The organism is Acidobacteriota bacterium, assembly GCA_040754075.1.
In the GTDB taxonomy this organism is placed as follows: Bacteria; Acidobacteriota; Blastocatellia; order UBA7656; family UBA7656; genus JBFMDH01.
Map to the genome: position 1 here is coordinate 1 of JBFMDH010000023.1, position 16,192 is coordinate 16,192.

The following is a 16,192-nucleotide window of genomic DNA, read 5'->3' on the forward strand; positions in this document are numbered from 1 at the left end:
AAAAGCGGCAGCGAGTTTTGTCGTGGGTGCAGGTTGGGTTGAATTTGCTGCGAGAATCTCCAAAATATCTGAACCTTCTGTTCAATGGTAGAACGACAGGCTTTTATTTTCGCTGGGCATGATTCAGGATTTCAAGGAATTGCGGATACGTGAAGAAAATCTTATGGTCGGTGGTAACCCCGTTTTCACCCGCAAAGGAGCACAAGTGCATCTTGCCAGAACAGGACAAGGAGAACAGGAGAAAGAGGCGAGGTTTCTTATTGATTGGCATAGAGCAGCTCTACCGATAGTGCAGGAATGGTCAGAAAAGGATCCTCTGTTTATATTCAAACGATGGCTTGCGCGAATGCTTATTCTTCGACCGATGCCAAGCTTAATTACGGGAGACTCTGAACAAGAAACACTGGAACCGAATTCTCAGGTTACCGATTTCGGCGCGTGGTTTTCGGCTTTAACCCTGCAATATCCATCAGCCTATACCAGGATTGACGAATATCTCAAGCAAGTAATGCCTGATCTGAAAGATTTGGAGAATCGCGGAAGTAGCAAAGACTTTCGCAGCCTTGAGGTTCGGTTTTCCAACGAATTAGGGAGATTCAAGATACCTTTCGCAGATTTGTCTGATGGCGAGAAATGTTTCATGATTTGCGCTTTAGTGCTTGCCGCAAACCACGCGTATGGTCCCGTACTCTGTTTCTGGGATGAACCTGACAACTATCTCGCATTGGATGAAGTTGGTCATTTTGTCATGGCGCTTCGGAGCGCGTTTCATTCCGGCGGTCAACTTATTGCCACATCGCACAACCCCGAAGCCATCCGTCGTTTTTCTAAAGAGAATATCTTCGTTCTCCACAGAAGAAGCCATCTTGAACCGACAATCCTTCGTCCACTTAGTCAACTCCAAATCAACGGTGATCTAATCAATGCGCTTATTCGGGGCGACTTAGAATTATGAGCGTCAATAAACATCTCTCGCATATTTTTGTACTTCCAGAAGACGATGCTAACAGCGATTTGGCAAACGGCTTTCATCAAGAGGTGGCTCAGAATCGTTATCGGCAAATGCAGGCGCTTCCGGTTGCGGGCGGGTGGCTCAAAGTCCTGGAATGTTTCAAGAATGATCATATCCGCGATATGCAACGATTTCCTCAACGCTTCTTGGTGTTGTTAATTGACTTTGATCACCAACTTGAACGTTTAAACCAAGCGGAAAAGGTGGTTCCAAATGAATTGAAAGACCGAGTCTTTGTTCTTGGAGTATTGAGCGAACCTGAAGATTTAAGTAGAAACGAACGCCGCTCTCTGGAAATTATGGGGATGGCACTCGCACAGGATTGTCGGAACGACACTTACATACTTTGGAACCATAACCTCCTGAAACATAATTCAAGCGAGCTTGAACGATTACGCCAAAAGGTTCGCCAAATCTTGTTTTAACCATCCTAACAGGTGACGCTATAAAACAGGTCAATAAATCAACCGCGAACCAGTCTCACCGACACGTAGACAATGATGATGGCAAGCAGAGTGGCAAGCGCGGCGGCAATCGAGCCTGCGCGGTTATGCGGCGGCGAGCCTTCTTGCCCCGCGTGACGTTTGGCATCGCGAAGACTGGTGATGTCGTGAAAGAGCATTAAAGCAACCATCAAGACGACGAGAATCAATTTAACTGCAAGCCATTTCATAAACGATTCATCGTAGCGGATGCTTCCGGCTACCGATTTGATTCCACCGACTGAATTCACTTGATAATCTATGGTTCGATAAAAAATGTTGACCAAACCCGTGATGATCAAAATACCAATCGCCGACCAACCGATTCTTCTGAACCGTCGGGCGAGTCCGCGCAATATCGGCTGGCGTTCTTCTTTGCTCAAACTGAGAGCAAAAGGAATCACCGCAGTCATGGTGTAAATCAATCCGCCGACCCAGATTGATGCCATCACGATATGAATCCACACACTCAATCGATACATCTTATCCCTCTTGACGCGCCGGAACTTCGGCAACGGTTGTGACATTCGAGCGCAAGGTCAAAGCCAGTATAAACGCGATAATCATAATCGCGCCGCTCACCCAGAAAGGCGTGATGCCATAACGCGCTACCTGACGGCTCGCATCACTCATAAGTAACCAGCCGCCAAGCGCCGGACCGATGATGCGCGCCAGGCTGGCTGCCGATTGCAATGCGCCAAGCACACGCCCTTGCCACGCCGCATTCACATATTTGGAAGCGAGTCCATTGAGCACCGGCGTCACAAAACTATTACCAATCGCAATCGCGGCGCATGCCATCAACACAGACTTGAGGCTGTCACTCACCGGCATGGTAAACATTCCCAGTGCTAACAACGCGGTTCCCACGATGGTCAGCGTCTTTTCACCGAACAATTTCACCAACCGACCAAGCAATCCGCCTTGAATAATCACCCCGATGACACCCTGACTGGCAAAGATATAACCGTTGTGCGCTTCGTCGAGATTGAATTTTTTCGAGGTAAAAAGCGAAAAGGTTGCCGTGAGCATGGCAAACGCCACGGTTGCAAAAAAGTACGTGGCAAAGACTGCGCCGAGTTGCCAGTTGCCCGATTCTTTAAAGACCTGTTGAATCGACGCGCGACCGGCTGCCAGATGGCGATTTTCAGCAGATAAACTTTCCGGCAATAAAAAATACAATGCGATGGCATTCGCCGCTGCCAGCAATGCCGCAAAGTAAAACGGCGCGCCCAGCGAAACTTTACTTAATACGCCGCCGATGAAGGGACCGAAGATAAAGCCGAGACCGAATGCCGCGCCGATGAGTCCCATCGATTTGGCGCGGTCTTCGGGCGGCGTCACATCCGCAATATAAGCCTGCGCGGTTGAGATATTCGCGCCGGTGATGCCATCAATGATGCGCGCCACAAATAACAGCCACAACGTACCGGCAAGCCCCATGATTAAAAAGCCGATGGAGGTGCCGATTAAACTGACAAGCAACACCGGGCGACGCCCGACTCTATCGGAGATTTTTCCGAGTATCGGCGCGAAAATAAATTGCATCATCGAATAAACCGCAAGCAGCAATCCGACAGTGGTTTCCGAGGCGCCGAATTTCTGGGCGTATAAAGGCAAAACCGGAATAACAATGCCAAAACCGATGAGGTCAATGAAGACGGTAATAAAAATGATTAATAACGGAGAGCGGTTTTTTGCCATCTCTTCAACACGTTTCCTTCTTTAATTTTCAATCTCTTGATTCTGAAAAGTGTGCATGAAAAATAGCGGTTTCTCCTCTCAGCTTACCGCTCTCTGCGGTTTGGTATCCTGTATTTTTTAACCGCAGAGGGTGCAGCGGATTCACCGAGAACGCGGAGTTCAAAATTTCAATCAGCCTTAAATTAAAAAATCTGATGCGCGCGACTGAGCAAATCTTGTTTCAGGGTGATGTAACTCTGCTCACCAATCAAACAATCGACCAAAACTTTTCTGACGCCGCGATGATGCGCCGCAAGAAAAATTACCGCATTCGGAAACGGACGCCCCATAAATCTGCCGTGATAAAAACGCGGCAACAATTGCGAAGCGCGACTGAGTTCCCTGCCAAAAAATTCCTGCCAGTTATTTTCATAGGCGGCTGCGGCATTCGCTAAATTTTCTTTCAACAGTACGTCAGCCAGAACGTCCGCAGATTTAAACGCATAATAAATGCCTTCGCCGGTTATCGGGTCGGCAAATCCCGCCGCATCACCAATGAGTGCCCACCCCTCACCGCTTGCCCGCAAATCTTTCCAGGTTGCGAAATCAAGCGTTGGAATTTTCGCGCCGAAAAAATTCATGCGGGATTCTTCGGGCATCTTGCCGCCGTAATACCCGCGCACAAAGTCCGCAAGCAAGCCGCGAAGTTCATCCGAAGTTTTTTCGCCGAGTTTGGAAGCGACCCCGAAATTCATCACACCCGGTCGCGGAAAAGCCCATAAATAGCCGGTAAATGCGTGCGGAAATTGAATGGTCACCGCTTCCGCTTGGTTACCCTGTTGACTCGGTTCATCAACCGCGATGTTATAACCAAATGCCAGCGCCAGGTCTTGTTTGGAAAAAATGCCTAAAAGTTTTCTTCTCGTAGGCGATGCCGCGCCATCGGCTCCGACTAAAAACCTGGCAGACCACTCGCGCCCGTCATCGGTTACCAGTTGCCAACCGTTTCCCTGTTTTTCAAAATGCGTCACTGCCGCGCGAATGAAATTGGCTTTGCTATTAATGGCTCTATCCAACACCAGGCGGTTTAACACTTCACGCGAATAGATAGCGAACGGGCGATCTACATCGATTGAAACCCGGCGACCGTTTGCAGAAACCAGAGTCACGCGATGAATCAATTTTCGCGGATAATCGGCGTTTTCGAGAATAAATGAAAATTCGCGCAGGGCGCGGGTCGGAACGCCACCGCCACAGGGTTTTTCCCACGCGCCTTTCGGGTCGAATAACAGAATCTCGCGCCCCTTAGCGGCAAGCCGCGAAGCCAGATGCGCCCCGGCAGGACCTGCTCCGATAATGGCAATTTCCGCGCTCGACATAGACCTCAAGAGTAAAAAGGCAACGCGGAAAAGACAAGCAGATTACGGAACAAACGGAAATAACGGAACAGACGGAACCTGAATTTGAAGCCCACTACGATTTGCAAAAAGCCCAAGTCAAAACCAGCGGCTATATTTGGGTGATTTCATCAACCGCAGTTTTCTTCCCAAGAATAAGCAAATCCGTTTGTTCCGTTTTTATTTCGTGTGCTTTGTAGTTTAAAACGGAGAATCGGGGAAGGTGATTCCCGGTTTGCGATTCAACTCGCGGGCATCCAGTCGCAATAGAAACATCCCGATTCCTGCCGCGCCCTGCATAAAGCCGGTTTGCGCGATTTGCACATCAGGGTCGCGGCGGTTTTCGGCTTGAATCCATTTCAGCCCGTTGTTCTCTTTTGCCGAACGCGCCAGCAAATTGTCTGTCACCCGCTTGATGAATTCGAGATAGATTTTATCTTTAGTGATTTGATAGAGGCTCAGAAAAAATTCGCCGACTCCTGCCGCGCCGCAACATTGGCTGACATTATTCCAATAACCCGGCGTCTCTTTTTCGGGAATGCCGCTTTTCATAATCGCCCGCGCAGATTTTTTCACCAGTTCCATCCACGCTTTATCGCCGGTCACTTGATACAATCGATAAAACAACCGCGCCGTACCGGCAGGACCATGACACCAACTCAAATAGTAGAGGTCTTTGCCTTCCGGTTCGTTGTGAAAAATCATGCAGATGTCGCCATCGGTTTTGGCTACGGCTTTCAAATAAGTTGCACCGGCAAGCGCCGCGTCAAGAAATTCTTTCTGTTTGGTTTCCTGATAAAGCGTCGCTAAGAAATAAGCGATACCTGCGGTGCCGTGTGAAAAATTGGGCATTAGTCGCGGAAACGATTTATTCATTGCCCATTTTGTGCCGCCCGCTTCCGGTTGTCCGAGTTCAATCAAGCGGCGTCCGGCATCTGCGGCAATACCTTGCAAAGAACCGTCGCCAAGTTCTCTTGCGGCGTACAACAAAAATAATCCGATACCGGCGCTGCCCGCGATGATGTCTGTCGTATCGTTCCACTCGATGCCTTTGCCGGCGCGATTGGCGCGGTCTTTTAAAATTTGCGTGACCCGGAGTGCAGCCTGACGATAGCGGTCATCTTTCGACGCTTTATAAGTTTCAGTGAGCGCAAAGCCGATTCCGGCAATCCCTGTGTAGAGACCGTTTTCTTTTTCTTTATCGAGATTCACCATCAAATAGTCCGCGCCCGATTTGGCATCGAGCAAAGCGGGGATGTACTGATTGTTGGTCGAATGATAGGTTTCAAGCAGAAACAATATGACGCCCGGTGTGCCGCTGTAGAGATTTCGGGAAACGGATTTCGGGTCGAGCGGATTTGCGGGCCAAGCGGTTCCCTGTTCGGTCTTTATCGCCGAAGCTTGAATCCAGGCGTTGGCATCAAACGCGGCTTTGAAATAGGCGCTGCGTTTTTGCGCAGGCATCGGTACAGCAAGAAAAACGATTAGCAGAAATATGGCTCCAAACTTTTTCATAAAACCCTTTCATTAATGGTAAATCACATCGGTGCGGAGGATGTATTTCGTCCCACTTAAAACCGGCAACCCTTCGTGCCAGAGTTGGTGCGCGAATAGTAAAACTTTTCCGGTTTCGGGCGCAATCAAGGTTTGGGAATTTAAGAAAAAGGTTTCGCCGCCAGCAAAATCTTGATTGAGGTAGATGATTAAGGTGAGCAAACTTCTCTGGCTTTGCGAACGCATAAAGTAGCCATCGGTGTGCGGCGCGAATTTTTGCCCCGTCGTGTAGCGATAAAAGCGCAGGCGTTCATTGAGTCCGACAACCGTTTTTCCGTTCAGGGTTTCGGGAACGATGCGGCGAAGGCGGTGAAACAAGGCATCCGCAAGTTTGAAATCCTCAGCCGCAGCGCGATAATTGTGCCTGCCGTTACTGACCAGAAAACCGCGAGGTCCCTCCCACTCGCCCTCAATCGTCGCATCGCGGAAGCCGACGGTTTCGCTGAGATTGATTAATGCGCAGCATTCCTCAAATGAGAAAATATTATTTTGAGTTAAGGTGTGGTTTAAATCAGGAAAAGGATTTATCCCTTGGCTCATCTTTTTAATGAAGTATTTCTTGAAGCTGGAATATCATCAGTCAGTTTCAGACAAATCACTTTTACACCTGCACGCCTGACGGTATCAAGCACATCTGTCACATCTTCATAGATGAGCTTTTCCGAAACATAAACGGAAATCATCTTCTCTTGCTTAAAATCTGTTTCCTGTTTGAGCAAATTAAAAATCTCTTCATTCATGGTTAATTGAGAATTCAAATAAACCTGTTTTTGTGAATCATCTATCCGTTTAACTTCTATCCTCACCGATTCATTCTGCGTATTGCAGCCTTCTGTTAATGCCAGAACTTCAAAGTCAATTAATCCCATCCATCCAAGTTTTTTTTCAAATCTGGTGGGCAAACCGATTCGCTGATGCCTGGCTTTTTGAATGTCGCGAATTACCGAAATGATGGTGCCCATTTCAATATATTTTGTGGCGCGAATATGCAGTAATTGGGTTCCACCGGTCGCCTGGTCAAATTGCTCAACCTTTGAAGTGATGTCCGAAAACTTAATCAGATCATGACCAAAAAAGATTTGGTTGATTCCAGGTAAATGAAGGCTTGATTCAAAAGCTCTGTCTTGCTCCTCAAATTTAACTCCGTCCAGCACATAAAAAGAGATAAGAAGAATGAAGACAATAACCGAGGTTAGCATCCAAAAGATTTTGTTACGGTTAAAAAATAAGCTATCCATAATTATCTCCTCGTAATAATCAGCTATGAAATTATGGTTAGTTTTTTTATAACACGAAGAGGTGGGCAATCAGATAGTTTATCTGTACTCACCAGATAACCGTCTTCCCTATTTTCTCAATCGACGTGCAGCCCGTGAGTGCCATCGCCATTTCAAATTCGTTGCGCAAAATGTTGATGACTCTGGCAACCCCCGCAGCGCCCGCTACGCCTAAACCATAAAGGTAGGGTCTGCCGATAAACACCGCATCAGCGCCAAACGCAATTGCTTTTAACACATCAGTGCCGCGTCGCACGCCGCCATCCATCAACACCGGCATTCGCCCGGCGATGCGTTCGACCACTTCCGGTAGCGCATCAATCGCTGCGGGCACGGTATCCAAATTTCGCGCCCCGTGATTGGAAACGATGACGCCCGCAACGCCCGAATCACAGGCAATCGCCGCGTCATCGGGATTTAAAATGCCTTTTAATAAAACCGGAACGCGGGCAAACGAACACATCCATTCAACATCTTTCCAATTTAATTTTGGGTCAAACAGTGAACTGTAAATTTCACCGTCGCGTGGGCGATGGGTGGTCGAATCGTCCCACTTGAAACCGCTCAGTTGCGGGCGTTCAAATTCCGACGGCAGTTGAAATTTAATACGGGTTTCGCGATTGCGCGTGCCGATGACCGGCGTATCGACAGTTATCATCAATGCTTTCACACCCGCGTCTTCGACACGCTGGATGATCGATTTGGTGAATGCCTTATCGCGTTGAACATAGAGTTGAAACCAGACCGCATTCGTTGCTTCCTGAACCACTGCTTCAACGCTCGTGGTTCCCATGGTGCTCAAGGTAAAAATCGCCTTAGCCTGATTTGCGCCGCGAACCGTCGCGAGTTCACCTTCTTCATGAAACAGCCGTTGATAAGCGCAGGGCGCAAGCAGAATCGGGAACGGCAAGCGTTCACCAAGTAACCTCACATTCGTATCAATTTCCGAAACATCAATGAGCACTCGTGGACGAAGGCGCAGGTTGTTGAACGACTGGCGATTCCAACCGAGTGTGACTTCATCGCTTGCGCCTGCCAGGAGATATTCATAAGCCATCGGCGAAATAAAATCTTTCACCGCCAGTTCAAAATCTGACAGGCTGACCAGGGTTGATAAATCGATTCGCTCGCTTCTTTTAAAGTCTAGCGGTTCGCTCTGCTCGCAGTCTGGCGAGTCCGGCGAATCCTTCAGTTTATCGCTCGTTCGGTTCTTCAATTCCATTTCAGAATCAGCCATTTCGATTTTCAACCTACCGATGATTTTTATTCACACTTAACAATTTCAATTCGCCAAACTCGTCAGACTCGCAAGACTTGCAAGACTCGCAAGACTGCGAGCATAGCGAGCCGCCAGATTTTAAGACTCCCGACTCTCCTTGAGCATATTGCAAAACAGCGCGCCCTGTTCGAGCGCATCATCAAGCGCCTGATGCGTATGCGGCAAGCGATCAAACCAGCGGCGCGGCATGGCGCGTTTCGTAGTTTCGGTAAATTCGCTTTTCATCATCGCCATCGCGTAACTTTTAATGTCGAGCGCGGAAAACGAAAACGGGCTTTCACCCATAAAGCGAATCAAATACCAGTACATCCACATAAAATCGAATACCACCGGATAGCCGACAAACACGGGTTTGCCGGGCAAACTTTTCAACCAGTTGAAATATTGGCGAATAGCTTTTTCCGGCGATTGCAAATTTTTGCGACAGGCTTCCCAGGCTTCGGGCTGGGTTTTCCACCAAGCCATCGTTTCAGGATTAGGGTTGGCTTCGGGCAGGGTTTCGAGATTGGCTTCAAAAGTGGCAATTAAAGTTTTGTCTACGGTATAAGCGGCAGAGGCAAAACTGAGCATGGAGTTGATTCCCGGAATCGGGCCATCGGTTTCAACATCGGTGCTGACATAAATTTCAGGCATAGGTTTTCTTACTTTTCACAAATCGCTCAAGCAGGTGCAAAATCACAATGGCTTTTTGATGCCAGCCCGCTTCGAGTTGTTTTTCCAGCAGCTTAATTTCCGAAAGGTTTCCACCTTCCTCCCGCAAACCTTCCAACTTATCCAAAATATCAACGCTATGGGTGTCATATGACACTGCGCCAACCTCTTTGGTTGAATGGTGATATTCCCATTTCACTTCAGCATAAAAATGCGCTGTCGTAAAACTCTCGGATTCCGATTCTTCCTTTTGGATAATCTGCGCTAATTCCGAAACTAACCCGGTTACCTCTTGCCAATTACTCAAGCCGCTAATCCGCAGGTGTTCATAGAATTCCTCATGAATTTTTTCATTCAGATAAAAGTGAACTGAATCCAAGCCTTTAAATCGAAAAAGAACTTGCAGGCTGTAATGGCTTTGACAGGATGAAATGCCAGCTTGTATCAACAAACGGGCATTATCCGGGAAATATATCAAATGCTTTAGATGCTCTGACTCTAACATGGATACCTCACCAAATATCCTTCTCATCGGTAAGGCGCGATAGGTTATGCATCTTCGTTGGTTTGTCTGAGCAAGCCATAACGGAAATAGCCGACGGCGTTTGAAAAAATCATGGATTCGACCTTTTCGGCTGAGGGGAAAACCGCTTTGATGCCTTCAAACAACATATCGCCGGAACCGCCCGCGACCAGGACTTTTTGCGGGCGCATCGAACGCACGGTCATCTGTATGCGGTTGATGATTTCGGGCATATGTTTTTCGAGCACCTGTTTGCGCATCTCTTCAAGGTCAACCGCTTCGCCCAGCGGCGTCACATAGGGGGTTTTGCTGCGAATGTACTGCTCGATGGTGCTGCGTTCGAGATAATCGTCATATTTCGCATCAATCTCGCGTTGCAAATCGTGATAAACCGCATCGAGCGATGACGGTATAGATTTTGAAACCGTGTGAATATAACGCCCGTCGGCAGCAACAATATCAATAGTCTTTTCGCCGCCATCAATCACCGCCGTCGGCACGATGCGGTCGGCGATTTTATGCCCGTCGCGGTCTAAGACGTAGCTCAGATATGAGCCATAACCTTGCGGCAACACCAGAATGTCTTTGAGGTTGAATTTCACTTCGTGGGCGATGCTGCCATTGATTTTGTAAAGTTTGACGACGTGTTCGCCTTTGAGTTTTTCAATCAACAACTCTTTTTGCGAAGCGAAGAAATTGACCGGAAGTCCGACGACCAGCACATCCAGCGCAGGCACCTCTTTTTCGGTCATAAAGCGCGCGATGCCCGCGATGGTGAGCGCCGGGTTGTAATGTTTAGTGAACATATCGCGGTCTGCCGAGACTTCGCCGCCGCGATTGAGACGAATGGCGGTTTCGCCGAAGTTGCGAATTTTGCCCGGATAGAGGCTCAGTTCGGCGATGAAGTTATCTTGCATGGTGCCGAGGAAATCTTCGCCGAATTCAGCAGGACCGATGACCGACGGAAAGATCAGCGTCTTGCGCCCGCTTTTGGTTTCCGAATAAATTTTGGTCGCAGAATAACCTGTATCAACTGCCAGAACATTCATAATCGTTGTTTTACAAAGCCCGTGGACTTTGACGGACACCTCCATTTGCCCAAGTGGTTTTTGATTTATAGACGAGGTTTTGTGTCATGCTCACTGCCTGATTGCCTTTGGTGAAGTTTGATTATACGTGACTCGAGGTTTTGTGCTAAGTGCAAATCTCATTTCAATGCTGAAAAACCGCGCCAACCACAAAAAAACTTATCGCTTATAAAACTATTGTTCACCTTACCCTGGTTTGGTAATCTGGGCGCAAAATAAGCTATTTTTGCCTTAGCGAAAATCCCTGCCCTCAAGAATAAAAACCATCAGAAGGAAATTTCATATGTTACCGCTTGATGTCATTTTAGGGTTGCTGCTGTTACTGGTCGTCATTATTCAAAGCTTTTTTTTCATGGTGCCGCTTGGCAATGAAAACTCCACCGTCAGAAGATTGCCCTGGGTAACCTTCGGTCTGATTATCATCAACGTGCTTATCTATTTCGGCACCGCGCCCATTATCAATGCTCAGATGCAACGTCTGCAAAACGCACAGGACGGTATCATTGAGGTTTTACAAAAAAATCCCAAGTTATTAAAAGACGAAAAGATAAAAACCCAACTCATTGAACTGGGACTGGCAACCAAAGAAGAATTGGAAGACGCCCCAATGCTGAAGTATCTGGATGAAGAAGAGTTGAATGAGTATGGGTTGGGTTATGAAGATGAATCGACAAACCTGGATGCGTTAAAAAAAATCAATGAAATCAATGCGCGCATTTCGCTTGATGAAAAATTTTTGGAATTTAAAAGCGCCCTTGCCGATAACCTGTCATTCAAACTGGGGCTTGCGCCAAACGGCAACTGGAAAATTCATCAACTGCTTTCCTATGCCTTTATGCACGGCGGCTTGTTGCATCTGTTCGGTAACATGATTTTCTTTTTTGCAGTCGCCTTCAGTCTCGAAGACCTCTGGGGACGGGGCCTCTTTTTAGGCTTTTACCTCGGCGCTTGCATCGTTTCCTGCTTGCCGTTTGTCTTTAGTCCCAGCAATGTTCCGTTAATCGGCGCATCAGGCGCAATCAGCGGCGTGATGGGGGCATTTCTCATTCGCCTCTACAAAACCCGCATACGTGTCGGCTATTTAATTCTGGCGTTCTGGTGGCTGATCTTTATGATGAGGAAAAAGCCCTGGGGCATTATCCACCTTCCAGCTTATGTATTTTTGCCTTATCTATTTCTGGTTGATTTATTGATGGTCTGGTATTTCAAAAAATCAGGCGTGGTCTCGAATGTCGCGCATTCCGTTCACATCGCCGGATTCCTTTTCGGCGTGGCTTTCGCTTTTGTCATTAAAAAAGCCAGCATCGAAGAGAAATACATCAATCCCGCTATCGAAGCCAAAATCTCTTTCACCGGGTCAGCCGCCGTTACCCAGGCACTCGATATGATGGATCAAGGCAACGCTTATGGCGCGGAACAAACCTTGAAAGCCCACTTGATGAATCGCCCGAATGATGTCGATGCGCTGATGACACTGGCGCAGGTTTACCAGCGAACCGAACGCTATAACCTGATGAACGATGCTTATGCCTCAGTCATTCGATTACACATTGCCAACAACGATAAAGAATCGGCGCTCTATATTTATGACAGTCTGCTTTCAGGGTTTCCCGAAGATGCGGTGAACGTCAGATTACCTGTGCGCGATTGGATGTCGATTTGCGAATACCTGCGCGAAATCGGCATGGTGCGCGAAGCCGGGTTTGAATACGAGCGATTGGCAAAAGCCTGCCCAAATGATCCGCTGTCGGTGCGCGCCTGCATTCAAGGCGCAGAAACCGCTTTAACGGATGGCGATCAGGATCGCGCCTTCAGGCTGTTCGAGATGGCGCTTTCGCGCAACCCTTCGCCGGTTTATGAGAGTCGCATTCGGCTGGGCATGGAAAAATGTCAGAGCTATTTGAATTCGCGCAATAAACGCGCGATTCCGCCGCATGAACCGCCAAACAAAGCGACGATTCCACAGCCCTATCAAAATCCGCGACCCTGAGTTTTTTAATAGAGGGTTTGCAGTTCGGTGTTTTTGAAATAATGCGCGAGGATTTGTTGATGGTTGAATCCGGCATCAGCCATCACCGCTGCGCCGATTTGACAAAGCCCGACGCCGTGTCCCCAACCTGCGCCAATCAGTTCAAAGCTGTCGGGGTATGCGGACGTTTCATTTTGTTCTACCCGCACGACGAATGCCGAACTGTAAAGGTGCGAACGCGACAAGGCGCGGCGAATTTCCAACTCTTTCCCGATAATTACGGTTCGCTTGGTTCCGGTAATTTTCAATTTAATGATGCGCCCGGATTCGCCGCGTTCGATGGCTGCAAGTGAAATGATACTGCCGAAATCAATGCCGGTGCGGCTTCTCAGCAACTCCTGAATCTCTTCCTGTGTATAGCCCACACGCCAGCGATAAAAATCCATAGTCTCCTGATCAAATCCCGGCAGGATGCGCGCAAGCAGGGTTTTCGATTTGGTGTTGCAATAGGCTAATGGCTCTGCGGTAATCCAGGCTTTGGCATTGGTTTCGTCGGTCAAGGGTATCGCGTAATCTTCTTTATCGCCGAGCCAGTCATACACCGCCGTGAGGTAGGCAATCTCTTTATCTTCCCAGGCAGCGCGATAAACTTCGCTCATCCCTCCGCAACTTTTTGAATAGCGCGCATCGCAAATCGTTTCATCATAGACAAGAACGTTGCCGCGTGTATCTTGAACGGCGTTCATCGCTTCCTCAGAAAAAATTTTCGTCACTCCTTGATAACGCTGGCAATGGTCGTCCGCGCAGACATCGAAACTCGCATGATTTTCGCGGTCATACCATTTGATGATTTCTTCAACTTCACCTTGCACATCTTCATTTGCAAAACCGCTCAAGGTCGAGGGTTCCCCGTCAATACGTCTGGCATTTTCAAGCTGCGCAAGCAACCAACTGCGCGACACAATCGCATGCGCGCGCAGGAGTTCCGGCGGGCAATTGGCATTCATCTCCGAAGAAATCACGCTGATGAGATAGGATTCGAGCGGCAGTTTATTGATAATCGTCAATCCGCCTGAGTAGGCGATTAATTTCAAAGCGCCTTGAAACACCTGGGTTTCTTTGCGTTCCCAGTGAAAATTAATGCCGATGACGACATCGAAAACTTTAAACCGGCAAGCCGCGAAATCCACAGGTGAGAACTGAATCGTTGTGCCGGTGAGTTCGCCTGCGCCATTAATCACAATTTCACCATTACTGAGCGTGGCAACATACTCGCCCGCCTCAACCGTTTCGCCGCTTTTCGTTTGAAATTGTCCCAGCAACTCAAAGCGCACGCTTTGCGCCCCGCTCATTAACCCGACTTTAATCGAAGGCTCCCGGTTAATCTCAATCATCACTTTTTCTTTCTGTTAAAAACTCGTCTTCTGTCTACTGCCAACTGCGTAGTGCTTATTCCGTACTCTTGCCTTTCGGACGAAAGTTTGATGCAAGAATTTTCTTGCGCATGCGAATCGATTCCGGCGTCACTTCTACGAGTTCATCTTCGCGAATAAATTCCAACGCCTGTTCCAACGAAAGCACACGAAACGGCACCAATCGCATCGCTTCATCGGCGGTCGAAGCCCGCATATTGGTTAGTTTTTTCTCGCGCACGACATTCACATCCATATCCACGTCGCGCGAGTTTTCACCGACAATCATGCCTTCATAAACTGCTGTCGACGGTTTGACGAAAAGTTCGCCGCGTTCCTGCAAATTGTAAAGCGCGTAAGTGGTCGCGGCTCCGGCGCGGTCTGCAACCAGGGCACCCGTGATGCGCTGGGTAATCGCCCCCTGCCAATCATCCCAACGTAAAAAGATGGTATTTAGAAGCCCTGTGCCTTTGGTATCGGTCAGAAACTCGCTGCGAAACCCGATCAGCCCGCGCGACGGCACTTCAAATTCCATGCGTACACGCCCGGTGCCGTGATTAATCATTTTTGTCATGCGACCTTTGCGACGCCCCAGGGCTTCGGTTACCACTCCGATAAAAGTTTCCGGGCAATCTACCACCGCGAGTTCAATCGGTTCCAGCTTTCTGCCCTCTTCAACGCGAGTGATAACTTGAGGTTTTGAAACCTGCACTTCATAACCTTCGCGCCGCATCATTTCGATTAATATCGCAAGCTGCAATTCGCCGCGCCCCGAAACTTTGAAACTGTCGGGCGAATCGGTGTCTTCGACGCGAATCGCGACATTGGCGAGCGTCTCTTTGTCCAGCCGTTCGCGAATTTTTCTTGAGGTCACCCATTTGCCTTCTTTGCCTGAAAACGGCGAAGTGTTGACTCCGAAAATCATTGATATCGTCGGTTCATCAACGATGATTTTCGGCAACGGTTGCGGGTCATCAATCGATGAAATGGTTTCGCCGATATAAATGTCTTCGATGCCTGCAAGGGCGATGATTTCTCCGGCTTCGGCGCGTTCAATCGGTGTTTTTTTCAAGCCCTCAAAGGCATAGAGTTTTGACACGCGGGTCTTTTGAATCGAACCATCGAGTTTGCAAAGCGACACCATATCGCCGACTGCAACGGTGCCGGAAAAAATTTTACCGATTGCGAGTCTGCCGACGTAATCATCGTAATCGAGATTGGTGACCAGCACCTGCAAGACGCCATCTATGGGCGCGACCGGCGGCGGAATGGTGCGGACGATTTCATCAAAGAGCGGTTTCAAATCTTCGCTCTCGTCTTCAAGTTTATATTTGGCGATGCCATTGCGGGCGATGGCGAAAATCGTGGGAAAATCGACCTGTTCGTCGGTAGCATCCAGGTCGATGAATAAATCGAATACTTCGCTGATGACTTCATCGGCGCGGGCGTCCTGCCGGTCGATTTTGTTGATGACGGCGATAACCGGCAGATCGAGTCCCAAAGCTTTCGATAAAACGTAGCGCGTCTGTGGCAGCGGTCCTTCGCTGGCGTCAACAAGTAACATCACGCCATCGACCATTTTCAACACGCGCTCGACTTCGCCGCCGAAATCCGAGTGACCCGGCGTATCAACAATGTTGATTTTCACGTCGCCGTAATGCACCGAAGCGTTTTTCGCCATAATGGTGATGCCGCGTTCGCGTTCCAAATCCATCGAATCCATCACCCGTTCGGCGACTGCTTCGTTGGCGCGAAATAATCCTGATTGTTTCAACATCGCGTCAACCAGGGTGGTTTTACCGTGGTCAACGTGCGCGATGATGGCAATATTGCGTATATCTTCTCTGGTTTGCATATCGTTTAGT

At 48.5% G+C, this 16,192-nt stretch carries 15 protein-coding genes; 3 read left to right on the plus strand and 12 right to left on the minus strand.

What is annotated here, in order from left to right:
- Nucleotides 1–118: 118 nt before the first annotated feature.
- Together AB1757_21435 and AB1757_21440 are read left to right on the plus strand one after the other, a co-directional pair.
- A complete protein-coding gene (locus AB1757_21435) occupies nucleotides 119–955 on the plus strand; it encodes an AAA family ATPase (protein ID MEW6129617.1) in 837 nt (278 codons plus the stop codon).
- Nucleotides 952–1,437 (plus strand): hypothetical protein, encoded by a 486-nt coding sequence (locus tag AB1757_21440; protein ID MEW6129618.1) that lies wholly within the window; start codon nucleotides 952–954, stop codon nucleotides 1,435–1,437. The genes AB1757_21435 and AB1757_21440 overlap by 4 nt, the downstream gene beginning before the upstream one ends.
- 38 nt (nucleotides 1,438–1,475) lie before the next feature.
- Here the strand turns inward: AB1757_21440 and AB1757_21445 are convergent, their stop codons facing one another.
- The 10 genes from AB1757_21445 to AB1757_21490 all read right to left on the minus strand — a co-directional run bounded on the left by AB1757_21445 (nucleotide 1,476) and on the right by AB1757_21490 (nucleotide 10,946).
- Nucleotides 1,476–1,976, minus strand: coding sequence for a CopD family protein (locus tag AB1757_21445; GenBank protein ID MEW6129619.1), 501 nt, complete (start codon nucleotides 1,974–1,976; stop codon nucleotides 1,476–1,478).
- Between the two features lies 1 nt (nucleotide 1,977).
- Nucleotides 1,978–3,198: an MFS transporter gene (locus AB1757_21450; GenBank protein MEW6129620.1), complete on the minus strand. Its 1,221-nt coding sequence runs from the start codon at nucleotides 3,196–3,198 to the stop codon at nucleotides 1,978–1,980.
- A 182-nt stretch (nucleotides 3,199–3,380) separates the two neighbouring features.
- Nucleotides 3,381–4,556 carry a lycopene cyclase family protein gene (locus AB1757_21455; GenBank protein ID MEW6129621.1) on the minus strand — a complete coding sequence of 392 codons (1,176 nt, stop codon included), beginning with the start codon at nucleotides 4,554–4,556 and terminating at the stop codon, nucleotides 3,381–3,383.
- Between the two features lie 219 nt (nucleotides 4,557–4,775).
- On the minus strand, nucleotides 4,776–6,089 hold the full coding sequence (locus AB1757_21460) for a lanthionine synthetase LanC family protein (protein ID MEW6129622.1): 1,314 nt from the start codon (nucleotides 6,087–6,089) through the stop codon (nucleotides 4,776–4,778).
- 12 nt (nucleotides 6,090–6,101) lie between these two features.
- Nucleotides 6,102–6,668: a 2OG-Fe(II) oxygenase gene (locus AB1757_21465; GenBank protein ID MEW6129623.1), complete on the minus strand. Its 567-nt coding sequence runs from the start codon at nucleotides 6,666–6,668 to the stop codon at nucleotides 6,102–6,104.
- Nucleotides 6,665–7,366, minus strand: coding sequence for a hypothetical protein (locus AB1757_21470; GenBank protein ID MEW6129624.1), 702 nt, complete (start codon nucleotides 7,364–7,366; stop codon nucleotides 6,665–6,667). The genes AB1757_21465 and AB1757_21470 overlap by 4 nt, the downstream gene beginning before the upstream one ends.
- An 88-nt stretch (nucleotides 7,367–7,454) precedes the next feature.
- Nucleotides 7,455–8,642, minus strand: a complete 1,188-nt coding sequence (locus AB1757_21475; protein MEW6129625.1) for an alpha-hydroxy acid oxidase — start codon at nucleotides 8,640–8,642, stop codon at nucleotides 7,455–7,457.
- A gap of 120 nt (nucleotides 8,643–8,762) precedes the next feature.
- Nucleotides 8,763–9,317, minus strand: coding sequence for a 3'-5' exoribonuclease (locus AB1757_21480; protein ID MEW6129626.1), 555 nt, complete (start codon nucleotides 9,315–9,317; stop codon nucleotides 8,763–8,765).
- Nucleotides 9,310–9,867 carry a hypothetical protein gene (locus AB1757_21485; GenBank protein ID MEW6129627.1) on the minus strand — a complete coding sequence of 186 codons (558 nt, stop codon included), beginning with the start codon at nucleotides 9,865–9,867 and terminating at the stop codon, nucleotides 9,310–9,312. Before AB1757_21485 ends, AB1757_21480 begins: the two co-directional genes overlap by 8 nt.
- Nucleotides 9,868–9,884: 17 nt before the next feature.
- Nucleotides 9,885–10,946 carry a ParM/StbA family protein gene (locus AB1757_21490; GenBank protein MEW6129628.1) on the minus strand — a complete coding sequence of 354 codons (1,062 nt, stop codon included), beginning with the start codon at nucleotides 10,944–10,946 and terminating at the stop codon, nucleotides 9,885–9,887.
- A gap of 283 nt (nucleotides 10,947–11,229) precedes the next feature.
- On the opposite strand from AB1757_21490, the gene AB1757_21495 reads away from it, so the two are divergent.
- Nucleotides 11,230–12,936, plus strand: coding sequence for a rhomboid family intramembrane serine protease (locus tag AB1757_21495; GenBank protein MEW6129629.1), 1,707 nt, complete (start codon nucleotides 11,230–11,232; stop codon nucleotides 12,934–12,936).
- 5 nt (nucleotides 12,937–12,941) lie between these two features.
- On the opposite strand, the gene AB1757_21500 is transcribed toward AB1757_21495, so the two are convergent.
- Nucleotides 12,942–14,309, minus strand: coding sequence for a SpoIID/LytB domain-containing protein (locus AB1757_21500; protein MEW6129630.1), 1,368 nt, complete (start codon nucleotides 14,307–14,309; stop codon nucleotides 12,942–12,944).
- Between the two features lie 55 nt (nucleotides 14,310–14,364).
- On the minus strand, nucleotides 14,365–16,182 hold the full coding sequence (gene typA, locus AB1757_21505; protein ID MEW6129631.1) for a translational GTPase TypA: 1,818 nt from the start codon (nucleotides 16,180–16,182) through the stop codon (nucleotides 14,365–14,367).
- Nucleotides 16,183–16,192: the final 10 nt, after the last annotated feature.